Origin of the sequence: Cohaesibacter sp. CAU 1516 (assembly GCF_005771485.1) — a bacterium.
Taxonomy (GTDB): domain Bacteria; phylum Pseudomonadota; class Alphaproteobacteria; order Rhizobiales; family Cohaesibacteraceae; genus Cohaesibacter; species Cohaesibacter intestini.
Window position 1 is genome coordinate 186,472 of sequence record NZ_VANT01000004.1, and the last position, 25,203, is coordinate 211,674.

Annotated in this window: 19 protein-coding genes; 11 read left to right on the top strand and 8 right to left on the bottom strand. The window is 56.1% G+C overall.

Translation table 11 applies throughout. From position 1 onward, the window contains the following. Positions 1–244 precede the first annotated feature (244 nt). On the top strand, positions 245–2,272 hold the full coding sequence (locus FDK21_RS12455; RefSeq protein ID WP_138148763.1) for a methyl-accepting chemotaxis protein: 2,028 nt from the start codon (positions 245–247) through the stop codon (positions 2,270–2,272). Positions 2,273–2,352: 80 nt separating this feature from the next. On the opposite strand, the gene FDK21_RS12460 is transcribed toward FDK21_RS12455, so the two are convergent. Then, positions 2,353–3,273, bottom strand: coding sequence for a uracil-DNA glycosylase (locus FDK21_RS12460; RefSeq protein WP_138148765.1), 921 nt, complete (start codon positions 3,271–3,273; stop codon positions 2,353–2,355). Positions 3,274–3,401: 128 nt separating this feature from the next. Here FDK21_RS12460 and FDK21_RS12465 point away from each other — a divergent pair, with 128 nt between their 5' ends. Further along, positions 3,402–5,087, top strand: coding sequence for an electron transfer flavoprotein-ubiquinone oxidoreductase (locus tag FDK21_RS12465; protein ID WP_138148767.1), 1,686 nt, complete (start codon positions 3,402–3,404; stop codon positions 5,085–5,087). A 321-nt stretch (positions 5,088–5,408) separates the two neighbouring features. Here the strand turns inward: FDK21_RS12465 and FDK21_RS12475 are convergent, their stop codons facing one another. Then, positions 5,409–6,128, bottom strand: a complete 720-nt coding sequence (locus tag FDK21_RS12475) for a protein phosphatase CheZ (RefSeq protein WP_171022067.1) — start codon at positions 6,126–6,128, stop codon at positions 5,409–5,411. A gap of 342 nt (positions 6,129–6,470) precedes the next feature. Then, positions 6,471–6,854 (bottom strand): response regulator, encoded by a 384-nt coding sequence (locus FDK21_RS12480; protein ID WP_114009869.1) that lies wholly within the window; start codon positions 6,852–6,854, stop codon positions 6,471–6,473. Between the two features lie 558 nt (positions 6,855–7,412). Here FDK21_RS12480 and FDK21_RS12485 point away from each other — a divergent pair. Beyond that, positions 7,413–7,868, top strand: coding sequence for a MaoC family dehydratase (locus FDK21_RS12485; protein WP_114010401.1), 456 nt, complete (start codon positions 7,413–7,415; stop codon positions 7,866–7,868). Positions 7,869–7,954: 86 nt separating this feature from the next. Here the strand turns inward: FDK21_RS12485 and FDK21_RS12490 are convergent, their stop codons facing one another. Then, the gene (locus FDK21_RS12490; RefSeq protein WP_138148769.1) at positions 7,955–9,397 is read right to left on the bottom strand and encodes an MATE family efflux transporter; all 1,443 of its coding nucleotides are present in this window, start codon (positions 9,395–9,397) and stop codon (positions 7,955–7,957) included. A gap of 327 nt (positions 9,398–9,724) precedes the next feature. Between FDK21_RS12490 and FDK21_RS12495 the strand changes: the two genes are divergently transcribed. Both FDK21_RS12495 and FDK21_RS12500 read left to right on the top strand, forming a co-directional pair. After that, the gene (locus FDK21_RS12495; RefSeq protein WP_138148771.1) at positions 9,725–10,159 is read left to right on the top strand and encodes a hypothetical protein; all 435 of its coding nucleotides are present in this window, start codon (positions 9,725–9,727) and stop codon (positions 10,157–10,159) included. A 206-nt stretch (positions 10,160–10,365) separates the two neighbouring features. Next, positions 10,366–11,358, top strand: coding sequence for a bifunctional riboflavin kinase/FAD synthetase (locus tag FDK21_RS12500; protein ID WP_245418451.1), 993 nt, complete (start codon positions 10,366–10,368; stop codon positions 11,356–11,358). Positions 11,359–11,426: 68 nt separating this feature from the next. On the opposite strand, the gene FDK21_RS12505 is transcribed toward FDK21_RS12500, so the two are convergent. Continuing rightward, positions 11,427–12,284 carry an N-acetylmuramoyl-L-alanine amidase gene (locus tag FDK21_RS12505; protein ID WP_138148773.1) on the bottom strand — a complete coding sequence of 286 codons (858 nt, stop codon included), beginning with the start codon at positions 12,282–12,284 and terminating at the stop codon, positions 11,427–11,429. Positions 12,285–12,774: 490 nt separating this feature from the next. On the opposite strand from FDK21_RS12505, the gene ileS reads away from it, so the two are divergent. The 6 genes from ileS (at position 12,775) to FDK21_RS12535 (ending at position 20,170) form a co-directional block, all read left to right on the top strand. Beyond that, positions 12,775–15,693, top strand: coding sequence for an isoleucine--tRNA ligase (ileS, locus tag FDK21_RS12510; protein ID WP_138148775.1), 2,919 nt, complete (start codon positions 12,775–12,777; stop codon positions 15,691–15,693). Between the two features lie 66 nt (positions 15,694–15,759). After that, positions 15,760–16,266, top strand: a complete 507-nt coding sequence (gene lspA, locus FDK21_RS12515) for a signal peptidase II (protein ID WP_114009864.1) — start codon at positions 15,760–15,762, stop codon at positions 16,264–16,266. Positions 16,267–16,529: 263 nt separating this feature from the next. After that, positions 16,530–17,291 (top strand): hypothetical protein, encoded by a 762-nt coding sequence (locus tag FDK21_RS12520; protein ID WP_138148777.1) that lies wholly within the window; start codon positions 16,530–16,532, stop codon positions 17,289–17,291. 516 nt (positions 17,292–17,807) lie between these two features. Continuing rightward, positions 17,808–18,893, top strand: coding sequence for a porin (locus tag FDK21_RS12525; protein ID WP_171022068.1), 1,086 nt, complete (start codon positions 17,808–17,810; stop codon positions 18,891–18,893). A gap of 114 nt (positions 18,894–19,007) precedes the next feature. Next, the gene (locus tag FDK21_RS12530) at positions 19,008–19,652 is read left to right on the top strand and encodes a hypothetical protein (RefSeq protein ID WP_210238768.1); all 645 of its coding nucleotides are present in this window, start codon (positions 19,008–19,010) and stop codon (positions 19,650–19,652) included. A gap of 59 nt (positions 19,653–19,711) precedes the next feature. Beyond that, the gene (locus FDK21_RS12535; RefSeq protein WP_138148781.1) at positions 19,712–20,170 is read left to right on the top strand and encodes an NUDIX hydrolase; all 459 of its coding nucleotides are present in this window, start codon (positions 19,712–19,714) and stop codon (positions 20,168–20,170) included. 256 nt (positions 20,171–20,426) lie between these two features. Here the strand turns inward: FDK21_RS12535 and FDK21_RS12540 are convergent, their stop codons facing one another. The 3 genes from FDK21_RS12540 to smc all read right to left on the bottom strand — a co-directional run bounded on the left by FDK21_RS12540 (position 20,427) and on the right by smc (position 25,180). Beyond that, a complete protein-coding gene (locus FDK21_RS12540) occupies positions 20,427–21,110 on the bottom strand; it encodes a glutathione S-transferase (protein WP_138148783.1) in 684 nt (227 codons plus the stop codon). Between the two features lie 108 nt (positions 21,111–21,218). Continuing rightward, the gene (locus FDK21_RS12545; RefSeq protein WP_138148785.1) at positions 21,219–21,668 is read right to left on the bottom strand and encodes a GNAT family N-acetyltransferase; all 450 of its coding nucleotides are present in this window, start codon (positions 21,666–21,668) and stop codon (positions 21,219–21,221) included. Continuing rightward, positions 21,668–25,180, bottom strand: coding sequence for a chromosome segregation protein SMC (gene smc, locus FDK21_RS12550; protein WP_138148787.1), 3,513 nt, complete (start codon positions 25,178–25,180; stop codon positions 21,668–21,670). The genes FDK21_RS12545 and smc overlap by 1 nt, the downstream gene beginning before the upstream one ends. Positions 25,181–25,203 lie beyond the last annotated feature (23 nt).

Genomic DNA, 25,203 nt, shown 5'->3' on the forward strand with positions numbered 1-25,203 from the left:
CCGCATTTCTCTTGATGATTGCAACAGCCGCACAGCCACGCTGCATATTGTCGCATTATACGAATGATAACTGTCTGTTCAGACTTTTTGGATAGTGCTGACAGAAGTCGCTTCCCCGCGCGGCAACGAGGCCGTTTGCGCCCGATCCTTGTTTGATGCCCGACTTTGAATGGCTTCCCCGATCAAGTGATCCACTGTTGCTGCAGGGGTGCGCATCAATGATTGCCCGCAGCAAGGTATCCACATGCTCAAGTCCGCTTATGTCCCCTCCCCCGAAGAGGCCTCCAAGATTGCCTCCGCTCCGACCCGTTTCGGTTTCCTGACAAACATGAAAATCTATTATCGCATCGCCGGTCTAACCTTGTTGGCGGTGCTGTCAGTCCTGATTTTGGGGGGAACCTACTATTACGGCATGACGATGAAAAGTCAGGCCCTGGCGACGATGCAAGGCAACAATTACATGGTTTCCAAAGTCAAGGATATCGAGATTGATTTCCTGCATTTGCGGAAGTTTGAGCAATCCTTCCTGACCAGTGGCGATGCGGCCAGACTGAAAGACTTCAAGGCCGAGATGGCAACCATCCGATCAACACTTGCAGATCTGATCAACCATAGCGCGGCTACTCATGTGGTCGCCGATCTGAAGGAAGTGGACGAGGATTTCGCGCATTACGACCAAGCCTTCGACGGACTGGTCGCGCAGATCAACACCCTTGGCACCCACGGCAAGGATGGATTGCTCGGGGCGGTCAATCAGTCGGCGGCGGCGCTGGAGCAATCCGTGCTGAAATCATCGCAGAGCAAGCTGATCATTCCCATGCTGGCCATGCGCGAACAGGAAAAATCCTTTGTCATCAGTCAGGAAGATGCCAACTGGCAGCAGTTCAACACGCTGCATGACGATTTTCTCGGCCAGCTCAAATATGCGATGCTGTCGAGCAAGGACAAGAAGGGTTTTTCCGCATTGCTGACGGAGTATAAGGCAGCTCTGGATGCCTGGCGCAATTTACAACTGACTGCGAGTGCGGAACAGGCTGCCCTGCATCAGTTGTTTGTCGAAGTTGATCAGGACTTTCAACAGCTGCTCACGATCGCCCATGACGGGTTCGACAAAGCCAATCAGGATCTTCAGGCTGCGAGCAATCTGGTCAATCGGTCCTTTCTCTGGATTGGTGGCCTGACCCTGATGTGCGCGATTGCTCTGGGCATTGTCATCAGCCGCAGCATCATCGGTCCAATTGGTGAGTTGATCTCGGCGATGAGCCGTCTGGCGTCTGGTGACATTGAAACAGACATCCCCTTCCGAGATCGACGCAATGAGATCGGAGATATTGCCAAGGCGGTGCAGGTCTTCAAGTCCAACTCCGTCGAACGGCGTCGCCTGATGTCCGAGACCGAGAAGGAGCAGGAAGCCCGTGCCATGCGTCAGAGTCAGATTGAAGACCTGATCAGCCGTTTCCGCGAGGCCTCGCAATCGATGCTGAATGGCGTCGTCGCGACCACCGACGGGTTGGAAGACACAGCCACCAGCCTGTCGTCAAACTCCACCCAGACCTCATCCCAAGCCGAAGCAGCAGCGCGTGCATCGAGCGAGGCCAGCAACAACATTCAGGCCGTTGCCGCAGCTGCTGAGCAATTGTCCAACTCGATCGCCGAGATTGGAGCGCGCAGTTCGGAAACCTCGCAGGTTGTTCAAAGTGCCGTTGATGCGGCTTCGGAAACCGATGCCAAGGTGGCTAGTCTGGCCAATGCCGCGCAACAGGTGGGTGAAGTGGTTACCATGATCCAGTCGATTGCTGAACAGACCAACCTGCTGGCGCTCAATGCCACCATCGAAGCGGCGCGCGCTGGCGATGCTGGCAAGGGGTTTGCGGTTGTGGCTGCCGAAGTGAAGGAGCTGGCCAATCAGACCTCGAAAGCCACTGAAGCCATTTCACAGCAGATTTCTGGGATCCAGTCGGAAACCGACCATGCAGTCCACGCCATTCGCGAGATTGCCACCACGATGCAGAATGTCGGGTCGGCTGCCACGATGATTGCCTCTTCGGTCGAGGAGCAAGGACAGGCAACCATCGAAATTTCCCACAATGTGCAGCGTGCCGCAGATGGGGCCAATGAAGTCAACCACAATATTGACGGTGTCACCCATGCCGCGGCCAGCAATTTGCAAGCCTCCGAAATGGTTCTGGTCGCAGCACGCGACGTGTCGGCACGAGCGGACGATCTGCAAGAGCTGGTTTCCGGCTTCCTCAATGATGTTGCTGCTGCTTAAGTCAGTCCAACAAAGACAAACCACTAGAGCCGCTCTCCTTCGGGGGAGCGGCTTTTTGTTTCGCTGAGCGAAGCGGATGGTTATCGCAAGCTGTCGAGTTTGGCGGCCACTTCGAGCAGATCCTGCCATGCCGCCCGTTTTTGAGCGGGAGTCCGCAACAGGAAGGCGGGATGAAGCGTCGACATGGCCGGGATTTCACGCCCGGACACCGCATAGGTCCGCCAGCGGCCCCGCAGCCGCATAATGCCCTCTTTGCTGTCGAGCAATTGCTGCGCCGCTGTTCCCCCAAGGAAGACCAGCAGTTTGGGATTGACCAGTTCGATATGGCGATGAATGAAGGGCTGCAGCATGGCCTGTTCATCGATGCTGGGCTTGCGGTTCCCCGGGGGGCGCCACGGCAAAATGTTGGTGATATAGCTATTGGACCGGTCAAGCTTGATCGCTGTCATCATCTTGTCGAGCAATTGCCCGGCCCGCCCAACGAAGGGAATGCCTTGCAAATCCTCATCCCGACCCGGCGCTTCGCCAATGAACATCACCTCACCGTCGGGATTGCCATCCCCAAAGACCAGTGATTTGGCCGATAGTTTCAGGCTGCAGCCCTCAAAGGTTGCCAGCGCCTGTCGCAGATCGGCAAGGGTCTGAGCCTGAGCTGCCATCTGTCGCGCATCCTCCACCACAGAGGCACTGCCGGGATTGAGGAAGGCTGGCGCCTGCCCCTCCTGTTGGCCATGCTGCGGTGCATTCAACGAAGGACGGGATTGATTTGATGATGACTTTGACGTAAGCGTCGACCCGACAGGTTGGGAAGGAGACGCGTTTGCCCTGTTGTCGAAAGCAGCCGCCTTGGCGGTGCGCGCAGAGGCTCTCTCACGGGCCTGACGCTGACTTTCCTCGAACCGATCCTGAGGCAGGTCATCCAAGGCGCAATCAGCCCCCATGGCGCCATACCATTCGATAAGGGCTGCGAGGTCATGAGCAGATGTGACAGTGTTTAGCATTTTGTGCACTTGGATTCCGGCTTCGTTTTCCGCTAGACATATCTTATAGGGCAACAAGTGACCATCGGCCAACTTGAAAATGCATGAAGCGCCAAGACGCTCGACCCAAGAACGAAGAGGACCTGCAGATGGCAGATATGAACGAACTCCCCGAACGCGAAAGCATGGAATTCGACGTTGTGATCGTCGGAGCCGGACCTGCGGGCCTGTCGGCGGCCATTCGAATCAAGCAACTGGCTGAAGAGAAGGGCGAGGATGTTTCCGTCGTCGTGCTTGAAAAAGGCTCCGAGGTCGGTGCGCACATCCTGTCCGGAGCGGTCATTGACCCGGTTGCCTTGACCCGCCTGATCCCCGATTGGCGCGAAGACGATAGTTGTCCGCTGAAAGTTGCCGTCAAAAAAGACACGTTCCGTTTGCTTGGACCTGCTGGCGGGATCCGCCTGCCGAACTTCCTGATGCCGCCACTGATGAACAATCACGGCAATTATATCATTTCACTGGGCAATCTGTGCCGCTGGCTGGCCGAAAAGGCAGAAGCCATGGGCGTCGAAATCTATCCCGGCTTTGCCGCTGCCGAAGTGCTGTATGACGAGCATGGCGCGGTGCGCGGTGTTGCCACGGGCGATATGGGTGTTGGCAAAGATGGCCAGCCGAAAGACACCTACATGCGCGGCATGGAATTGCTGGGCAAATATACCCTGATCGGTGAAGGGGTGCGCGGCTCGCTGGCCAAGAAGCTGATTGCCAAATATGACCTCGACAAGGATTGCGACGTGCCGAAATTCGGCATCGGCATCAAGGAACTCTGGGAAATCGACCCGGCCAAGCATGAAGAAGGACTGGTCGAGCATACCTTTGGCTGGCCTCTGTCTGAAGGCACGGGCGGAGGCTCCTTCCTCTATCACCTTGAAAACAATCAGGTGGTGGTCGGTTTCGTGGTCTATCTCAACTACAAGAACCCGCATCTGTCACCATTTGAGGAGTTCCAGCGCTTCAAGACCCATCCGGCTGTGCGCGAAACTTTTGAAGGTGGCACGCGCGTATCCTATGGTGCCCGCTGTATTGCCGAGGGTGGCTACCAGTCTGTGCCGCGCCTGACTTTCCCGGGTGGCGCACTGATCGGCTGTTCAGCAGGCTTCGTCAATGTACCACGGATCAAGGGTATCCATAACGCAATGGATTCCGGCATCGAGGTGGCTGAAGCCTTGATGGGTGCTGTAGCCGAAGGGCGCAGCCATGATGAATTGACCGCCTATGAAGATGGCTGGCGCAAAGGGCCGATTGGCAAGGATCTGTTCAAGGTGCGTAACGTCAAGCCTTTGTGGGCCAAATATGGCCTGACGTTCGGCGTCTCCCTTGGGGGACTCGACATGTGGCTCAACAGCCTGTTTGGCTTCTCGCCATTTGGCACTGTGAAACATGGCAAAACCGATGCGGAAAGCACCCTGCCCGCCGAGAAATGCCGACCGATCAACTATCCAAAACCGGACGGCAAACTGACCTTTGATCGTCTAAGTTCGGTTTTCCTGTCCGGCACCAACCATGAGGAAGACCAACCTTGCCATCTGGTGGTCGGCAATATGGAGCTGCAGAAGACGTCGGAGCATGATGTCTATGCCGGTCTGTCGAAGAATTTCTGCCCGGCCGGTGTCTATGAATGGGTTGAAGACGAGCAGGATCCGTCCAAGGTCAACTATGTCATCAACGCCCAGAACTGTGTCCACTGCAAGACGTGTGACATCAAGGACCCGAATGGCAACATCATGTGGACTGTGCCGGAAGGCGCGGGTGGGCCGACCTATCCGAACATGTAAGGATGTCACACGCATTCCTGCCGATAGGTTTGTCATGAGCGCCTAGCGCTCATGGCCTATCTGGTGACATCAAGGACCCGAATGGCAACATCATGTGGACCGTGCCGGAAGGCGCGGGTGGGCCGACCTATCCGAACATGTGATTTGATTCCGTCATCCCGAACGAGCAAGCCGCATATGGGGTCCTATGCGGCTTGTTGTCTTTCTTGGTCTGTTGCTTGTCCCTGTCGGGCTGAGGGATTTCCGGCCAGCACGAAAAAGCCGCGCAAAGCGCGGCTCCAAGTGGCATTTTGTCTGAATAATCGCTACGCCGATCAACACTCAGTCAAACAGGGCGTCGATCTGATCCTGAGCGGTCGCCTCTTCTGACTTGCTCGGCTTGGCGTTGAAATCGAGATCGGCCAGCATCGCATCGACGTCGTTCTGGTTGACACCTTCGCCGTCATGTTGCGGACCATGCAGGATTAGCTCGCGTTTGCGGCGATCATGCTCGCTTTCTTCAAAGTCATCGCCATCGATATTCTGCATCTTCATGCGATCCACAAAAGTGGACACACGCTCATCGATGACATTCAAAGCATGGACAACCTTGCTGATGCGCTGACCGGTGATATCCTGAAACGAGCAGGCTTCGAAGATCTCGATCACCTTGTCATTGACCAGAGCCTGATAGGCATCTGAGTCACTGGGATCGGCGCACATGATTTCCTCAGCCGAGGACATGATAACATTGGTAGCCTTTTCCGTCGCCTCGACCACAGCATCGAGCTCACGGCCGGCTTCGGGGATGGCATTGTGGCGCATTTGCGCTGGGCGAAGCGCCGCGATTTCGTCTTTCATATTCGAAATCTCAGCGGCAATTGCCAGAAACTCGTTGTAAAGCGTGCCGTCCATGCCCTTAAGATGGGAATCCAGACTGTCCGCCATGACCTCTGCCAGAGACATGATGTCTGTCAGGGAGACGTCCTCGCCCTTATTCTGTTCAAGAAAGGCGACCAGTTGCGCAACTTTGTCCGCGCTGATTTGTTTTGCCTTCGACATTTTATGCCCTCACAGGTCGGTTCGTCTGTTGCGTGTCAGCCCTTGCTGACGAAAAGGCTTCACCCTATCCGGCGCCCAAAACACTATCGTCGTTATCGGCCGCACAATCTCGCATTCAACAGCTACACCGGCTCTTTTTCGCACGGATATGTACGAAATGGCTTGCCGTTTTTGTGTTGAATGGGTCTGCAACTGCGCGCTTACCGTCCATCCGATCTGTCTGGTCCTGTCCGGGGCGTTGGGCCGGGCATATCGCCCGGCACCTGGCCCGACCAACCAATCGAAATGGCGACATGATCACATCAACAGTCTGGCGTTGATGCGATGTCGCACTGGTTTGACTTAGTTGTCGAAAACAGCGTCGATTTTGGTTTTCAACGTTGCCGCGTTGAATGGCTTCACGATGTAGTTGTTTACACCGGCCTTTTTCGCAGCGATCACGTTCTCGGTCTTGGACTCGGCCGTGACCATGATGAATGGGGTCTTGGACAGGCTGTCGCTTGCGCGCACCTGTTTGAGCAGCTCATAGCCGGTCATCGGTTCCATGTTCCAGTCGGAAATCACGAGGCCGTAACGACGGTCCTGCATTTTCGCAAGCGCTTCGGTGCCATCTGCTGCATCATCTACATCTTCGAAACCCAGCTGCTTGAGCAGGTTCTTGATGATCCGGATCATGGTTTTATAGTCGTCGACAACCAGTACCGGCATTGAAAGATCGAGGGCCATTTATTTACTCCAAACTCACACTGCTTTGCCGCCTTTAATAGCGGACTTTTCGACTTTTCAGACTGTTGGTCTCTTTGATGTCATCAGGGTCAATCGCCTCCCTGATCAAGATTGGAGACTAGCTCAAGGATTTAAAAAAGCGGTTAACTGGCCTCTCGTGCCGTCAGTAGAAATTATACGAAATTGACCCGAAATACTGTCAAACAGGCTGAAATTGCTCAAATATTTACTCAACTGTAGGGTTTTGTTTAGTCTTTCATAACCTTTATTTTGATTAACCATGTTTCAGCGATGTTATTCACCGCTTCGCCCCACAGGTGCGAATACGTGTCTTTACGTACATGCGCTGACGGCGGGTTTCTGCCAAGAAACAGGTTGGCAAGCGCTCTTTTTTGGTTTTATTGACAGTTTGTTGCATTGCACCATTTCCTATTGTTGCCTAAGCTCAAATCAAACGGCGCTGTAAAAAAAAGCAGGCTGACCATGCAATCAGTCATCCATGGTCCTGTTGCCCTGTTGAGATCATCGCCAAACAAGAAAAAAGAAGGAGGGGCACCCATGAAAGTGCAAGAAACCAGTCAGCCAGCAACCACCGTCTATTTCGAGGATATGTCTGTTGGCCAAAGTGTCAGCCTGACCCGGATTGTGACCGAGCGGGACATCGCCTCGTTCGCGGACCTGTCCGGCGACTATAATCCAATCCATGTGGACAAAGCCTTTGGCGAAGCAAGCCGCTTTGGAGGCAACATTGCCCATGGGATTTTCACCGCCAGCCTTGTCTCCACCCTGTTGGGCATGCAGCTGCCGGGTGTTGGCACGATTTATCTGGGTCAGTCCATGCAGTTCAAGGCACCCGTTCGTCCCGGTGACGAGCTGGTCGTCTCGGTGACCATCCGCGAGCTGGTGCCACGTGGTCGCCGCGTCATTCTCGATTGTCTGGCCAAGGTGGGGGATGTGGAGGTGCTGACCGGTGAGGCAACCGTGTTGGCACCGAAAAAGCCCCTTGCCGCTTAGGCGCGCCGACACCTGATCATACATATCTTATGCAAAAGGCCCGAACCGGTTGTTCGGGCCTTTTGTGTTGAAGCCAATGCTGACCATCAGAATTTGACCAATCCCAGTCTTTCTCTGTATTGAAAGCGGAACGCCAGAATGACGCCGGTCACGGCCAGTCCGATGGCCAAACCGGCCCAGATCCCCTCACCCTGCCAGCCAAACTTGAAACCGAGCAGATAGGCGATCGGGAAGCCACAGCCCCAATAGCCAAACAGGGCAATCAGCATCGGCCCACGCGTGTCCCCCAAACCACGCAGCGCCCCTGCTGTCATGGCTTGCAATCCATCGACGATCTGGAACAGGCCAGCATAAGCAAGAAAGGTAACCGCCAGGCCGTAAGGCACCAGATTGATCGCTTCATTCGGATCAAGGAACAAACCGATAAAGAAGGTTGGCATGGTCAGGAACAGAGCGCAGGTGCCGACCATAAAGCCGGTGCCCATGACAATAGACACCCAGCCAGCAACCTTGATGCCGTGGCGGGACTTACGGCCATAGGACAATCCGGTCCGGATGGTTGTGGCCTGACTGAGCCCAAGTGGCACCATGAAGGCAAAGGCGGCACATTGCATGGCGACCGTATGGGCGGCGAGCGCATCCTTACCCAGCCATCCCATCAACATGGTTGCGGCAGCGAACAGCCCCACCTCAATCATGATCATCAGACCGATTGGAATCCCGATGCGCAGCATTTCCCAAAAACGCGGCCAGTCGGGCTTCCAGAAACGGGCAAACAGATCATAGGGGCGGTAGGTCTTCTTTCTGGCGACATAGAACAGCATTGCAACAAAGACGAAGCTGTTGACGATAGAGGTCGACAAACCAGCGCCAGCCAGTTCCATGCGCGGAAAGCCGAAATGGCCGAACATCAGCACATAATTCCCCGCCGCATTGACAAAAATGCTGACAATGGTGATCAACAGAATGACGGCGGTTTCGCTGTGGGCAGCCACCAGTCCGCGCATCGCCAGAAAGCCGAGCGCCGGAAACAGGGCAAAGGCCGCATAATTGAGATAGGACTGGGCCATGGCCGAGGTGTCCTGTTCCTGCCCTGCGAGAAGAAAGATCTTCTCACCCTGAAACAGGATTATCATCAGCAAGACCGCAATCAGGAAAGCAATCCAGATGCCCTGCCGGGCGGTGCGGCGAATGGATGGCGTATCGTCGGCCCCAATCGCCTGAGCGACCATCGGGGCAACTGCGGTCACAGCCCCGATGCCGAAGACCAGAAGGGGGTGCATCAAGGCACTGGCCAGCGAGCCGCTGGCCAGATGATCACGCCCCAGCCACCCCATCATAATGACGTCGGTGGTTTGCAGGGAAAACTGGGCCACTTGGGTCAGAACCAGCGGCCAGGCAAGCGCCAATGTCGCGCGGAACTCTGCGCCGACAGATATATAGGTGCCTTTTTCATCGGGCGTGTAAGCAAGGGATGCGTCAAAGACAGATTTCCCTTGCCCTTCAGGCCCATTGGACTGGTCGAGCATAATGTATCACCAATTGAACTGAAGATCCGGAATGACTGCGTGATCTGGGGGCCAAACGCTTGGCGACAGGCCCCATCCAACAGAGTGAATCGGCTCGCCTGCCAAAGGGCGCCATAATCCGGCAGCACCGGAACTGTAACTTGAGCCGACACACTATCCATGTTGCCAACAGAAGTACAGGCATAAAGTTTGCTGCTTTACGACGGCGTGACTGGACATTGGCACGTTGCTGTCGCAGGGTTGAACGTGGCGTTTCACCCGCGCTTTAATCGAAAGACCAGACCCCATAGTGACCAGTTTATTTTCAAACCGATGCAAGAGGATTTCATGCTCAACACCAGATTTCTCCCAGTGCTTTCCCTGCTGATGATCGTGGGACTGTCGGCATGTCAGACCGTAACCGAGGGCGTTGGCTCGATGTTCCCGAGCGGCACGCGGGTTTCCGGCGAGGTGCAATGGTTGTTTGCGGCTTCGCAGGGAGACGTGGTCTATCTCTCGCTTCAGGATGGCTCGCGCACTTTGGTCGCGCAGGAATTGCTACCCACCCCCGGTGCCAAGCATGTGCCATTTGATCTGGTCCCCGCCAATGCGGATGCCCGAAACTGTGCGCATGGTCTGTGCGCCTATTCGGCGCGCCTGATGCGTGGTGAACAGGTGCTGGCGAGCGGTCAGGCCGCCTACCAGAGCAGTGGCAAGGTGCGGATCGTTCTCACCACCGCTGGGGAGACCCAGCAAGGCGATCCTGAAAGCCCATCGGAATGAGCAAGTCTGCGCTTTCCCCAATCGGCTGCCTTGATGTGCGTGGAAAAACGCCTAAATAGAAGTCCTCCCTTGACGTTGCCTTGCGAGTTGGGCAACGTCCCGCCAGAAACAGGATGGAGAGTCCGGGCCGCCAATGGCCGAATTGTCCGTCATCCCACTCAATCGACAGCCTTTTCGACACAGTCGGCAGGACGGACCTTGCCCGCATGATGGCCATAGCCCCTTCTTTCATCGATCTCCAGCATCCCCAGCAGCCGCTGCCTGAAGCTTTGCGCGGCGGAGTCGTGGCGATCGGCAATTTCGATGGCATGCATCGCGGCCATCAGGCAGTGTTGGAAGATGCCATGCTGGAAGCCCGCGATGCGGGCCTGAAAGCCATCATGCTGACCTTCGAGCCGCACCCGCGCTCGGTCTTTCGCCCGGACCATCCGGTCTTCCGGCTGACACCGCACGCGGAAAAAGCCCAACTGGCCAAGGCGCTCGGTCTTGACGGCATGGTCTCACTGGCCTTCACAACTGCCTTTTCGCAGCAATCCCCTGATCGCTTCATCGAAGACATGCTGATCGACGGGCTGGCTGCGAAGAAAGTGATTTCCGGTTATGACTTCCATTTTGGCAAGGATAGGGCCGGCACGCCTGACTATCTGCGCGATGCTGGCAAGGCACGGGAGTTTGGCGTTACCATTGTCGACATGAAAGCCGATCGTTCAGGGGACGCGGTCTCCTCAACGCGGATTCGGCAGGCGCTGGAAGATGGTGCGGTTGACACCGCCAACCGATTGCTTGGCTACAGGCATTTCTTTACCGGCACCATCGTTCATGGCGCCAAGAATGGCCGCAAACTCGGCTATCCCACCGCCAACATGACCCTACCGGACAATAGCCGTCTGCGAGAGGGTGTCTATGCGGTGCGACTGGTGCGAGAGAATGGCGAGATGCATAATGGCGTTGCCAGCTTTGGTCGGCGGCCGATGTTTGACAACGGACCGCGTATTTTTGAAGTCCATGTGTTTGATTTTTCCGATGATCTATATGGCGAAGAGGTCAAGGTGATCCTGTTTGGCCATCTGCGGGAAGAGGCAAAATTTGACAGCCTTGATGCGTTGGTCCAGCAAATGGACCGCGACAGCGCCCAAGCTCGTTGTCTGCTGTCTGCCGTCCCTCCCCTGTCCGAGCTGGAGCAGCGTCTCTGGCTCTAGCGCAAGCGCAGGCGTGGCCAGCGGGAAAAACTGCCACGCCTTCTTGCTTCAGGCCTTGTCTCCACGGATCAACCACCGAGATCGACCAGTGAATGGTGAAGCCAGCCTTGCTGGCCATCGGCTTCGACCAGATGCCAGATTTCCGGATGGCCGAGGGCATTGTAGGTGCCCGAGCGGATGATATGGATCGACGCGCCTTTCGCCAGAACCTTGATGATATTGTCGTGATAGGATGGCCAGCGGCGCAGATTGGCGTCGGCCATCAGAAGTGGTCCGGCCTGATCGTCTTTCTCTCCAAACAAGGTGGTACGCAGGTTTTGCAGCGGGAAGAGCGGGTTGGGATCGATCTTGCGACCCGGCGAAATTTCCCAGTGCCCTGCAATAAATGACAGATCATAGCGCGCAATCAGCACCTGACAGAGCGCAGTGAGGGTGCGCAACTGTGCCTCGGTATAATCAAGCCACCAGCCTTTGCCATGGGCCTTGCTGGAAGCAAAGGCAAAGGACAGGCCATCGGCGCCATCGCGATAGCGCTCCTTGAACCAGCTTTGCAGGTGGCTGTCGCGCAACTTGACGCATTTGCCGACATTGACCAGTTCAATGCCGAAGGCGAAGGCATTGACATTGTCCATGTCGCGATAGTGGCTCTTGCCTGCATGCCAGGCGCGGCGATCAAAGCCCACTTGCTGGGTGACCGAGCCGTCGCGCTCAATGGTCAGATGGGCGGAGGCGCGGGCCTCGGCCTTCAGGAACCAGTTGACCGCATGGCCCTTCTCCAACCGTCCGGCAGTGTCATGGAGAATGATGCCGCGGGGGGCAAAGTCTGCAGACTGGTTGGGGGAGCGCAGAAAACGGATCGGATTGCCCAAATGGAACAGGCGGTGATTGCGGATCGTGTAGGGATTGGGTGCGAAAAGATCGGTCATGACAGGCCCTTTTGTCGGTTGGCAATTGCCTTTGAGCCTTGCATGGCCGCAGCGAGTGGGAATAAGGGGGGGAAGGCGGTATAAGGGCCAAAAGAGAGGGCTTGTGCTCGTCAAAGGCTTGAATTAATGTCGCGCCCGAACCGGAAGGCAGACATGATGCTGATGAAAAGTGCGCCTTGCACGCTGTTTGAAATGAAATTTGCCAGTTTGCGGTGCCCGCCGCCGCTCTCCCCGATTGCCATAGGCCAGACCGCCAGTCGAATTACTGGCCCGGCCTTCGCGTGATCGGCGCATTGCCTTGCGCCCGCGAGGGACCGGGATTGATAGAAGGGTCGGAGCGTTTATCACGCGCGCCTGCTGCCCTCATCCCCAACTCATCAGATGACGAACCCAATTTCCTTGCCGGGCCTGACCGTCCCCTTACAAACAGAGAGTGATGGTCCCATTCAATGAGACACCCCGGCAATCCATTCACGAGAGTGAAAGAAAAATGACTGAAGCACGCGATTACTCCAAGACGCTTTACCTGCCCCAGACCGAATTCCCAATGCGCGCAGGCCTGCCCAAGAATGAGCCCAAGCTCACCGCCCGTTGGGACGAGATGGACCTTTACCGCAAGCTGCGCGACCAGTCCAAGGACCGCGAGAAATATGTGCTGCATGATGGCCCTCCCTATGCCAACGGCAACTTGCATATCGGCCACGCGCTGAACAAAACCATCAAGGACATCATCACCCGCTCCTTCCAGATGCGTGGTTTTGATTCCAACTATGTGCCCGGCTGGGACTGTCACGGCCTGCCCATTGAGTGGAAGATCGAAGAGAAATATCGCAAGAAGGGCAAGAATAAAGACGCTGTCGAAATCAACGAATTCCGTAATGAATGCCGTGAATTTGCCCAAGAATGGGTCGGCATCCAGTCTGGCGAATTCAAGCGCCTTGGCGTGATTGGCGACTTCAAGTCCCCTTACCTGACCATGAGCTATGATGCCGAAGCCCGGATTGCCGGCGAGCTGATGAAGTTCGCCATGTCCGGTCAGTTGTTCCAAGGCTCCAAGCCTGTCATGTGGTCAATCGTTGAGAAAACCGCGCTGGCCGAGGCCGAAGTGGAATATCAGGATCACACCTCGCACACCATCTGGGTGCGCTTCCCTGTGACCGGTGTCCATGGCACCGTGGCTGAAGATCAGCTGGATGCGCTGCTCGATGCGGATGTGGTCATCTGGACCACCACCCCATGGACGATCCCCGGCAACCGCGCCATCTGTTATTCAAAGGCCATTTCCTATGGTCTTTATGAAGTCACGCAAGCTGCGGACGACAATTGGGGCAAGGTGGGTGACAAGCTGATTGTTGCTGACGCGCTGGCTGAAAGCATCTTCAAGGCTGCTCGCGTCGATGGCTATGAGCGCAAGTTCGATGTTGACCCGAGCCAGATTTCCGAATGTGCCCACCCATTCAACGGGGTGGAAGGCGCTGAAGGCTATTATGACTTCGACGTGCCGGTGATTGATGGCGACCATGTCACCGACGATGCTGGTACGGGCTTTGTCCATACCGCTCCGGGTCATGGTGCAGAAGATTATGACGTCTTCATCGCCAACCGCGAGCGCTTTGCTGAATGCGGCACGCCGGAAGTGCCGCACACGGTGGCCGAGGATGGCTCTTATTATCCGCATGTCACCCTGTTCCAAGGTCTTTATATCCTCAACCGCAAGGGCGGCGAAGGCACCACCAATTCGGCGGTGATCGACAAGCTTGTGGAAGTTGGTTCCCTGCTCGCTCGCGGCAAGGTGAAACATTCCTATCCGCATAGCTGGCGCTCCAAAGCCCCGCTGATCTTCCGCAACACGCCGCAATGGTTCATCGCGATGGACCGTAACATTGATGGCGAAGGGGATACCCTGCGCAAGCGGGCCCTTGATGCGATTGACGCGACCCGCTTTGTGCCAGCCACCGGCCAGACCCGTTTGCGTTCCATGATCGAAACCCGTCCGGACTGGGTCATTTCCCGCCAGCGCGCATGGGGTGTGCCGATCACCATCTTCATCAAAAAAGACGACCCAACCGTTGTTTTGCAGGATGAGAAAGTCAATCAGCGCATCTTTGACGCCTTCATGGTGGAAGGGGCTGATGCTTGGTTCGCTGAAGGAGCAAAGGAACGCTTCCTTGCTGATGAATATGATGCGAGCGAATGGGACAAGGTCGATGACATTCTCGACGTCTGGTTTGATTCTGGCTCGACCCATGCTTTCTGCCTTGAGCAGCGTGAAGATCTGAAATGGCCAGCCGACCTTTATATGGAAGGCTCTGACCAGCATCGCGGCTGGTTCCATTCGTCCTTGCTGGAAAGCTGTGGCACCCGTGGTCGCGCGCCTTATGACGCGGTTCTGACCCATGGCTTCACCATGGCAGAAGATGGCCGCAAAATGTCCAAGTCTTTGGGCAACACCATCGCGCCTCAGGACATCATCAAGCAATATGGTGCCGACATTCTGCGCCTTTGGGTGGCGACCTGCGATTATACGGACGATCAGCGCATCGGGCCAGAAATCCTGAAAACCAGCGCCGATGCTTATCGCAAGATGCGCAACACCATCCGCTGGATGCTCGGCTCACTGGCCCATTATGATGGAGAAGCGGTTGCGCTTTCTGACATGCCGGAACTGGAGCGGCTGATGCTGCATCGGCTCCACGAGCTTGATGCCATGGTGCGCTCTGCCTATGACAATTTCGATTTCAAGCGGATCATGCATGAGTTGAACTATTTCATGGGCATCGAGCTGTCGGCCTTCTATTTCGACGTGCGCAAAGATGCCCTTTATTGTGATGCGCCAAGCTCGGCCCGTCGCAAAGCATCGCTCTATGTGATTCACGAGCTGTTCATGCATCTGACCGCATGGCTGGCCCCAATCCTGCCATTCACCATGGAAGAAACCTGGCTCAGCCGCTTCCCGTCTGACACGGATTCGGTGCATTTCCGTCAGTTCCCAGATGTGTCTGCCGATTGGCAAGATGCCGAGCTGGCAGCCAAGTGGAGCAAGATCAAGGCTCTGCGCCGCGTTGTCACTGGCGCACTGGAAATCGAGCGCAAAGAAAAGCGCATTGGCTCTTCGCTGGAAGCCGCGCCACAGGTCTTTGTTACCGACAAAGACATTCTGACCGCCATGGAAGGCATCGATCTGGCTGAAATCGCGATCACGTCTCAAGCGGAGTTGATCGAAGGCAATGCGCCTGAAGGTGCCTTTGCTATTGATGACGTCGCTGGTGTGGGGGTTGTCCCTGCTCTTGCCAAGGGCAACAAGTGTCAGCGCAGCTGGAAAATCCTGCCTGAAGTGGGCAGTGATGCGGAGTATCCGGATCTTAGCCTGCGCGATGCGGCCGCCATGCGTGAAATCGAAGCGGCCTGATCAGGCCGACAATTCTGCGCCGGGCCTAGCGGCCCGGCTGCGATCAGGTATCAATTGGAGTGCGCTATGTCTGCACGAATTATCGGCTTTGCCGTTGCCGCCTTTGGGCTAATCACCGATCAGGCTTTGAAATTGTGGCTGTTGCTGGAATTTGATCTGTACAACAAGGTCGCCAATAACGGCCCAATTCATCTGACATCCTATTTCGATCTTATTCTCGCTTGGAATAAAGGGGTGTCCTTTGGCCTGTTCCAACAGGATGATCCGCTGGGACAGATCGTGCTGATCATGGTCGCTGCTCTGGCTGCAGGCCTTCTGGTTGCCTGGATCCGCCGGATGCAGTTTGGTCTGCCGGCTGCCGCAGCCGGTCTGATCCTTGGCGGAGCCATTGGCAATGCCTTTGACCGGATTATGCATGGTGCGGTGGTTGACCTGTTTCACTTCTACTGGGGTGACTTCAGCTGGTATGTCTTCAATCTGGCTGATGTGTGGATTGTCCTCGGTGTGCTGTTGCTGGTCTATGACAGCTTCTTTGGCCCCAGCGCCAAGGCGGAAAAAGCGGCGGGAAAGTGATCGCCGCATTGATGCCGCAAAGTCGTGATTGGTGACGACGAGCAAGCCAAGTGCAGGCAGAATCGGCCCTGACTACCCATCCGCCGATGAATCAGGCGGATTGCAGTCTTGATCTCAAGCATCAATGCGCAGTATGTCTAGCGACACTTGGTTCATTGCATGGCTCAATGTCCCGTTAAGACGGGATTGCTGCCTTTGAAGCGCCAAGACGAAATGCTGCCGACCGGACGGTTTCGCCAGCGCGTGTGTAAAGTGAGTGTGACATGTTGAATGTGAAGAAACAGAGCGCAAGTGCTCCTGCTGCCGAAGCGTCGGCCGACCAGACCGCTCCGGTCGCGTCTCGTTTTGCGACTCTGGCTATCATCGGCTCGGTCAGCATCGCCTTAACCGCATGCTCCAGCATTGGCGGCACCACTTATGGCACAGGCAAAAGCCAGGAAGCAGAACTGCTGAAAACGGTCACCACCGGTTTCGGAATTCTCGGCGATGAAGAAAAGAAAGAGCCGATCGACTATTCCGCACGCGGAGGACTGGTTCTACCGCCTGAAGGCGCACCGATGCCGACACCGCAGACAAGCCAACCCGCCTCCAACAGTGTTGCGACTGACTGGCCACAGGATCCGGACAAGCTGCGGAAACTCTATCACAACCGCCTGACCAACATGACAGAGCAGGAACGCAAAGCCTTGCTTGCCGAAATCCGCAAGCTTCCAAAGGAACAGCGCGACCAAATCTTCAAGAATGACCCCGCGTCAACAGAATTTGCCAATCAGATCGAGGAACCCGACTATAGCACGCATGTCTCGCCCGCTCAGGCGAAGGCCTATAGTCGTCAGGTGAAAGAGCGCCTCGCCTTGATCAAGGAGAGGAATGGCGAGAATACAAAAGGCCGGAAGTATCTGACCCAGCCGCCGACACGCGTGACACAAGTTGGCCCGGAAGTGCAGCAGGAACTGGACAAGCTTGCGACCGAAAAACAAAAGGAAGAGAAAAAAGGTGGACTGAGACGCCTTTGGCCTTTCTGACTATAAGTTCTATTGCGTCGCCCCGCCCTCTGCCACAGATCGACAACAAACCTGCCTTGGTATCACCACGGCAGGTTTTTTATTGTGTCGCAGCCCTTGGGGGAATCGCCACTGCCGTATGCCTCACTCCGCGCGCATTTTGCGACTCGCATCCTACCCAAATCGGTTTTCGGTCGGTGATTCCGTATCTGGCAAGCAGATAAGTTTCTCGGATTCGTTCTTGTGAAGGCCCTCGGATCGGCCTTGATGCAAGAATGTCGTCTTTTGTTCAAGGCGATCATATAGGTAAATTCCATTAACCATTCGGTAACGAATTGGCAGAAATCCGGGGGTTAGAGGCATTTTTGTGTTTTTTGTGCAACAGTCGATGCAAAGCGATCCGGGCAAAGGGTGGAGAAGATTGCAACTCCGTGGGAAACGAGTATTGTCTCCCTTGTCGCAAGCAGTGAACGCAAATGTCTGACTGGACTGGTCACTGCCCTAAAAAAGTTTTTATGACAAATGAAGGTCAGAAACATGAACATCAAGAGCCTTATCCTTGGTTCCGCAGCTGCTCTCGTAGCAGCTCCTGCAATGGCTGCAGATCTGCCTGTAGCTGAGCCAGTAGACTACGTTAAAGTATGTGACGCATACGGCGCTGGTTACCACTTCATCCCAGGCACCGACACCTGCCTGAAAATCGGCGGTTATGTTCGTGCAGAAGCTCAGTTCACCGAGCGTTTCGCACGTGCTGACAACAAGTTTGAAATCTGGTCTCGTGGTCTCGTAACCGTTACCGCTAAAGAAGAAACCGAACTCGGTACCCTCGTTTCCTTCATCGAAATTCAGGGCGACACCGATGCTTCTGGCATCGAAATGACCAAAGCTTGGTTGTCCCTCGGTGGCATGTATGCTGGTTACATCACTTCCGCTTCCGTAGTTGACCACGTTGGCGGCATGTATCTCGGCGATTTCGACCTTGGTGACCAGACTGTTGGCGCAATCGGCTACAATGCTGACCTCGGCAACGGCGTATCCGCACACATCGCGATTGAAAACGAAATCGTAGAAGGTGCTTCTGCTGTTGTTGGTGGTATCGAAGCTGGTCAGTCCATGCCGGCTGTTGCTGCTCGCATCAAAGTAGACCAGGCTTGGGGTTCTGCTTCCTTGGGTGCTGTTGTTCGTCAGGTTAACTACAACAACGCTGCTACTGACTCCGATCTCGGCTTCGCAGTTGCTGCTGGTATCACCGGCAAATTCGACGCTCTGACCGCTGCTTTGAACGCTGTATATTCCGAAGGCGCTCTGGGCTACACCGCGTGGGTTGGTGGCGAAGACGCTCTGGCTGGCAGCCTCAGCGACGTATGGTCCATCTCCGGTATGTTGAAGTATGCATTCGCTGACAACGCATACGGCTTGGTAGCTGCTGGCTACGGCGAATATGACGGCGTTGGCGCTACTCCAGACTATGACGAATGGCAGATCACTGCTGAAGTTGGTTACACCCCAGTGAAAAACTTCACTGTTAAAGCAGCTGTTCTCTACAAAGATCGTGACTCTGTTGTAGCAGCTAACGACCTGGAAAGCTGGGAAGGCAAAATCCGCCTGCAGCGTGACTTCTAATCTAAGCCTAGCTTGGATTTAGAAACGCAAGTTTCTAGGGGCCCCGAGAGTTCATTCTCTCGGGGCCCTTTTTGTGTTGTTACTATGCTGAGCTGACTGCAGGATCATTGCAGCATGTTGGTGTTGTTGAGACTTTGCTCACCTTTTCCGGCAATTTTCGACATCTCGTCAAGCATTTGGAAACCTAGCGCTTTTAGTCTAGGGCTGATTGCACCTTGTCAATCAACAGACGGTCAAGGCGGGCCCAGTATGTCAGAACAAGCACCCCTTCCTGATGAAGCAACACTTCGCGCGGCAAACATCAATCCGACGACGTTGCTTGCGACGGATTATCTCAATCATTTCAATGAAGTTCTGATGCTGATTGAAATGCTACCGGATATGCCTGATTGCGCCGAGGATCTTTTTTCCTGGCGGCCCATGACCTATTGCGACTATTTCGCCCAATCCACCTTCAAAGAAAAGCAGTTGGCGATTTCGCTCTACGATTCGGTTGTCCTGACCATTCGGGAACGGTTCGAAAACTTGATCGCGGATATCGACGCTAAGGTTTTGCTTCTGATCGAGAAAATCAGCGCGTCGGATGGCACGCCAACGGTGGCCTCATTCGAAGCCTTGGCCTTTTCCGCCTCTACGGAAATTCGCCCCTTGATTGACCGTGCAAGCGCGCTGATCAATGATGCGGATACGGTGACCGACTGGATGCTGGCCATTGATCATCCAACCGCTCAGGATGAGGTTGATCGTCTCTTCGGATGATGCTGCTGGATCGTCTCGGATCCTGATACGTCACCGGAGTGATGAGAGGAATCGACACCATGGCCAATGATCGCTCCTATCCGGCTCGTCCCTTCTTGGGCGTGTCTGCCCTAGTTCTGCATAATGGCCGTGTTTTGCTGGCTCAGCGCGGCAACCCACCAGCAATGGGCGTCTGGAGCCTGCCCGGTGGTGCGGTTGAAACAGGCGAGGCCCTTTCAGCAGCGATCAAGCGGGAACTGATGGAAGAAGCTGGCCTACAGATAGACCCTCTTTATGTTGCCGACCTTGTCGAAATTCTTCGCCATGATGCCAGTGGGCGCTGTGAGCGGCACTTTGTCATTGCGGTTTTCTTCTGCACGGCGCGCGACGCCGATGGAATGTTGCCCCCTGTCGTGGCTGGTGACGATGCCATGGACGTGCGATGGGTGTCTCCAGATGCGCTTTCTGACTATGCCCTGACCGATGGCACGCTGGCGGTGATCGAAAAAATCCTGTCAGGAACACGCATGCTGACCTAGCCGGTCTGGTTTCGATCTCTCTTCAGCATCCCTCTCACAATTGTTTGACGCCAAGTGATTTGGCTTGGCTTTGTGTCTCTGCCACTCTGCTGCAGCGTGCCGACAGGCAAGCCGAGGGCCAGTAAGACAGATGCCCGAGAAATCTCTTTTTTCCAGGCTCACTATTTTCAACCAGATTGGGGACAGACTGTGCTGTATTTCGCATCCCAGACACAGTCATCCCCTTAGGAGGAGGGTGCGGCATACCCCAGACCCCTCATGCCTCATCCTCCTCCACTATCCAGCTTTCCTCAAGCGCTGCCGCTTCCCACGCTTGCCAGGATGGCAGCGCTTTCATGGCGCTCTTGTAGGCGTGAAAGACTGTGCTGTCACTAAGAGCATAGATCTCGAACCGGTTGATGACCGGAGCGAACATCGCATCCACAGCCCCAAACGCACCAAACAGGAATGGACCGCCCGAAGCGTTAAGGCATTCGGACCAGATGTCTTCGATCCGTTCGACATTCTTGACCACTGCGGCGGCACTATAGGGATCGAGATCAAGCGCTTTGACCGGACGTCGCATATTCATCGGGCAGGACCCGCGCAGACCGAAGAAACCGCCATGCATTTCCGTTGCAAAAGCGCGAGCCTTGGCACGCTCAATCGGATCAGTTGGCCAGAGCGCCGCTTGCGGGAACAGGTCGGCAACAGCCTCGACGATGGCGAGGCTCTCACAGATCGTGACGGGGTCCTTGCCTGCGCGCTCGATCTTGAGGGCAGGCACCTTCTTGGTCGGGGAGAATTCAATGAAATGGGCATGCCCGGTGGATTCATCAAAGGGCGACAAATGCTCAGTAAAGGGAATGTCTTTGGTCTTTAACGCCATCCAGGGACGCATGGACCAGGAAGAGTAGTTTTTGTTGGCAATGTAAAGCGTCAAGGCAACCTGATCGGACATTTGTTTCTCCCGTCTTTCTCATTGGGACCTCAGACTAGTGGGAATCCCCTTCAAAGCAAAGGATTTTTGCCTTGGAAAGCGGGTGGAGAATGAAGGTTGGCGTTGCAGCTACAGCGTAATTTCCATTTGCGGAAGCGAGCGATCCGGGTCCACTTCGGACGGAACGGCTCCGATTTGTTGCGCGCCATATTTGCGATAGAATGGCTCTGCAAAAGGATCCGAGGCGAGCATCATGCGCTTGGCGCCTGCGCTCCGGGCTTTGTCCATTGCCCATTCGAGCAACATCTTTCCCACGCCCTTGCCCACGGACTGAGGATCAATAAACAGCTTTTCAAGCTCCGCCTCGTCCCCCTCGATGCCAAGTTGGACGACTCCGAATATCAGGCTTCCTTCTTCGGCCACCATGACATGATCCGTTGTGAGGTCCGCAGGATGAATGGTCAAAGGCGTGCGGCAGCCTTCCAAAAACGCGGGTTCATAGTCCCACAGGCTCTTGGATCTTAAGCAAAGATCCGACAGGGCGGACAATTCGTCTAGGCGGGCTGGGCGAATGATCATTAAGAACCTACCGAAGGATGATTGGGTGGGATGGTGGCGACAGCGGCCTTTTGTTCATCTTCCGCGATCAGTTCCTCGGCCGCTTCAAGGCTAACGGAGACCAGCTGCGATATGCCCCGCTCGGCCATGGTCACCCCAAACAGCCGGTCCATCCGGGCCATGGTGATCGGATTGTGCGTGATGGTGACAAAACGGGTTTCAGTCAGCGCCCGCATTTCTTCGAGCAAGGTGCAGAAGCGCTCCACATTGGCATCATCCAGCGGTGCATCAACCTCATCGAGCACGCAGATCGGGGCCGGATTGGTCAGGAACACCGCAAAAATCAGCGCCATTGCCGTCAGGGCCTGCTCTCCACCGGACAACAGGGTCATGGTTTGCGGCTTTTTGCCCGGAGGGCGGGCGATGATGTCAAGGCCTGCCTCAAGAGGGTCATCGGCATCGGTCAGTTGCAACTCGGCCTGACCGCCGCCAAACAGCTTGGAGAAGAGAGCCTTGAAGTGCTCATTGACCACATCGAATGAGGAAAGGAGGCGGCTGCGGGCTTCTCTATTGAGGTTGAAAATACCGGTCCGCAGTTTCTTGATTGCCTCGATCAGGTCGTCTCGTTCGGTCTCCATGGTCTGGAGCTGGTCGGCAATTTCACTGGCCTCTTCATCGGCGCGTAGATTGACGCCGCCAAGGCGTTCTCGTTCGTTTTTCAGACGGTCCAGCTTGCCCTCTACGGCCTGCATGGTTGGTAGGGGCGCATCCTTCTTCAGGCCCGCAAGACCGAAGGTGGCAGCAGGAGAACAGTCGAGTGCTTCGGCAATCTGGCGCGTCAGCTCTTGTTTGCGCCCCTCAATTGCCTTGACCCGTTCATCGGCCCGGATGCGGGCTTCTCGCGTACTGCCCAGTGATTCCATCGCCAGCTTTGCAGCGACACCGGCTTCCATAGCGGCACGTTCTGCGGTGGCCAAAACATCGCTTGCTTGTCTCTGGGCGTCTTCAGCCTTGGAGATTTCTGAAAAAAGTGCACGGCGCTTTTCGTCGATGGCGTCGGGATTGTCCTTGAGGGTCTCGATTTCGGCCTCAGTGTCGGCCAGACGTTGGCGCAATGTGGCGATCTGTGCATCGGCATTCTTGGCGCGCATTTCCCAGCTGCTGCGCTCACGGGCAATGGCCGACAGGCGACGCTCGCGCAATTCGGCTTCCCGACGCAGCCCTTGGGCGTGAGCCCGCACTTCTGCCAGATGACTGCGTTGTTCACTCTGAAGCAGGCGAGCTTCGTCGCGTTCCTGTTTCAAATGGTCAAAATCCGGCAGGTCAGATTGTTGCTCTTCCGCTTCCAAAAGCGCTGCGCGGGCTTCCTCTTCCTCTTCTTGCAAGCGGGCCAATGTCGCTTCCAGAGTGGCCTTGCGGGCCAAAAGCTGGTTGGCCTCACGTTCGGCTTTGGCCAGCATGTCCCTCAGGTTCGACAGGCGTTTTTGCATGTCCCGTGCCTGCATGCGGGCGGTCTGCTCCGCCTTGGCCTTGTCGACGGCGACGTCTCGCATGATCTGGAAAGCCTGACAGGCGGCATCGAGCCTGCTTTCGGCCTGATTGAGACTGGCTTCCACTTCTTCCAGCCGGTTGCGCTGTTCGAGCCGCTGGGCGGCGGGCGTGGGAGCGCCTGCCTTGATCACCAGCCCGTCCCAACGCCACAGGTCCCCTTCCCGACTGATCAGCCGTTGGCCCGGAGCCAACTGTGCTTGCAACCCTGCACCGAGATCCGACTCAACGATACCGATTTGCTGCAAGCGACGCGTCAGCCGCTCAGGCCCCTCGACATGGTTGGCCAAGGATGGCAAATCATGCGGCAGGGACGGATCGGTTTCCAAAGGATCCATTTCCCCCCAATGACGCGCCGCATTGGCGTCGATGGGTGCGTCGAGATCTTCGCCCAAGGCAGCGGCCAGAGCCACTTCGAACCCTGCATCAACCTTGAGAGTGCCAACAATCGGTGGAAAGCGATCGTCCTGTCCCGCATGAACCACTTTGGCCAAAGTACGGGCCTCGGTGTCCAGTCGGTTGAATGCGGCTTCTGCGTCGGCACGGGCCCGCCTTGCATCGGTTTCCGCGTCGCGTGCCTTTGCAACATCATTGCTGGCAGTTTCGGCTGCCAGCTCCAAGGTTTCAAGCTGCGCTATTGCCACTTCCACTTCTTCGCGGCGTGGCTCCAGACCATCGTCGTTGTTGAGTTCGTCATTGACCCTTTGCAAGTCACGCGCGGTCTGGGCCGACTGGCTGGCCAGACGGGCCACCCGGCCGCGGGCGGCCTCAGTTGCCTGATGCAATTGGCGCGCGCGCCCTTCGGCTTCAGCCAGACGTGTGGTCAGCTCACTGGCTGTCGTTTCAACCTCTTGCAGCTCATATTCTGCTGCGGCCTGTGCCTCTTTGGCCTCCTGTTCAACCTCGGAGCTTTCGGCATCTTCTGCCATCAATTGGGCTTTTTCGTCATCGAGTTCCCTTAACAGATCGGCATTTTCTTCGACCAGCTGGCGCTCGCGCTGCTCGTCCGCCTTCAATTGCTCAACGCGCCGACCAAGATCGGCGAGCTTTTCACGGATCCGGGTTTCTTCGCTATCCAGCTCTCGGGCAGCAAGGGTCAAGCGCTGCAGCGCCGCAGCCTTGGCAGCTTGGGCATCACGCAGCTCGGGCAGCTTGTGACTGACGATGGCTTCTTCGCGGGCGGCTGTGGCCTGTGCGGTGGTGGCTTCGGCAACGCTCAGATCCGCCTTGCGCAGGTCCTGCCGTGCGGCCTCCTCCTCGTCCAGGAGCTCCCGCCAGCGTAAATGGTATAGCGTCGCTTCCATGGACCGGATATCGGACGACAAATTGCGATAGCGGCTGGCCTGTCGGGCCTGACGCTTCAAGCCTTCAAGCTGGGTCGATATCTGCGCCATGATGTCTTCGAGCCGTTCAAGGTTGCTCTCGGCAGCTTTCAGACGCAATTCTGCTTCGTGGCGGCGGCTGTGAAGACCGGAAATGCCAGCCGCTTCTTCCAAGAGGCCACGGCGCTGGGTTGGTTTCTGGCTGATGATCTCGCCAATGCGGCCCTGCCCGACCAGCGACGGGGAACGGGCGCCGGTGGAAGCGTCGGCAAACAGCAATTGCACGTCACGGGCGCGGACATCCTTGCCATTGATCTTGTAGTTGGACCCTGACTCGCGCTCGATGCGGCGGGAGACTTCCAGATCATCGGCATCATTGAAGCCGGCGGGCGCGGTGCGGGTGCTGTTGTCGAGATAGACGGTGACTTCCGCGGTGTTGCGGGCCGGCCGATTGGTTGAACCGGCAAAGATCACGTCATCCATGCCCGATGCGCGCATATTCTTGTAGCTATTCTCGCCCATGACCCAGCGCAGGGCTTCGACCAGATTGGACTTGCCACAGCCATTGGGACCGACCACGCCAGTCAGCCCGGGCTCGATGTGAAAGTCCATCGGCTCGACAAAGGACTTGAAGCCCAACAGGCGCAGTTTGGTGAATTTCATCGCGCACGCCTCCGGCCCTCAGG

Coding starts and splice junctions, on each gene's coding strand:
- FDK21_RS12520 (WP_138148777.1), top strand. CDS start 16,530: ATGTTGAATGTGAAGAAACAGAGCGCAAGTGCTCCTGCTGCCGAAGCG.
- FDK21_RS12455 (WP_138148763.1), top strand. CDS start 245: ATGCTCAAGTCCGCTTATGTCCCCTCCCCCGAAGAGGCCTCCAAGATT.
- FDK21_RS12490 (WP_138148769.1), bottom strand. CDS start 9,397: ATGCTCGACCAGTCCAATGGGCCTGAAGGGCAAGGGAAATCTGTCTTT.
- lspA (WP_114009864.1), top strand. CDS start 15,760: ATGTCTGCACGAATTATCGGCTTTGCCGTTGCCGCCTTTGGGCTAATC.
- FDK21_RS12505 (WP_138148773.1), bottom strand. CDS start 12,284: ATGACCGATCTTTTCGCACCCAATCCCTACACGATCCGCAATCACCGC.
- FDK21_RS12485 (WP_114010401.1), top strand. CDS start 7,413: ATGAAAGTGCAAGAAACCAGTCAGCCAGCAACCACCGTCTATTTCGAG.
- FDK21_RS12540 (WP_138148783.1), bottom strand. CDS start 21,110: ATGTCCGATCAGGTTGCCTTGACGCTTTACATTGCCAACAAAAACTAC.
- FDK21_RS12460 (WP_138148765.1), bottom strand. CDS start 3,273: ATGCTAAACACTGTCACATCTGCTCATGACCTCGCAGCCCTTATCGAA.
- FDK21_RS12545 (WP_138148785.1), bottom strand. CDS start 21,668: ATGATCATTCGCCCAGCCCGCCTAGACGAATTGTCCGCCCTGTCGGAT.
- FDK21_RS12465 (WP_138148767.1), top strand. CDS start 3,402: ATGGCAGATATGAACGAACTCCCCGAACGCGAAAGCATGGAATTCGAC.
- FDK21_RS12480 (WP_114009869.1), bottom strand. CDS start 6,854: ATGGCCCTCGATCTTTCAATGCCGGTACTGGTTGTCGACGACTATAAA.
- FDK21_RS12535 (WP_138148781.1), top strand. CDS start 19,712: ATGGCCAATGATCGCTCCTATCCGGCTCGTCCCTTCTTGGGCGTGTCT.
- FDK21_RS12495 (WP_138148771.1), top strand. CDS start 9,725: ATGCTCAACACCAGATTTCTCCCAGTGCTTTCCCTGCTGATGATCGTG.
- smc (WP_138148787.1), bottom strand. CDS start 25,180: ATGAAATTCACCAAACTGCGCCTGTTGGGCTTCAAGTCCTTTGTCGAG.
- FDK21_RS12475 (WP_171022067.1), bottom strand. CDS start 6,128: ATGTCGAAGGCAAAACAAATCAGCGCGGACAAAGTTGCGCAACTGGTC.
- ileS (WP_138148775.1), top strand. CDS start 12,775: ATGACTGAAGCACGCGATTACTCCAAGACGCTTTACCTGCCCCAGACC.
- FDK21_RS12500 (WP_245418451.1), top strand. CDS start 10,366: ATGATGGCCATAGCCCCTTCTTTCATCGATCTCCAGCATCCCCAGCAG.
- FDK21_RS12530 (WP_210238768.1), top strand. CDS start 19,008: ATGTTGGTGTTGTTGAGACTTTGCTCACCTTTTCCGGCAATTTTCGAC.
- FDK21_RS12525 (WP_171022068.1), top strand. CDS start 17,808: ATGAACATCAAGAGCCTTATCCTTGGTTCCGCAGCTGCTCTCGTAGCA.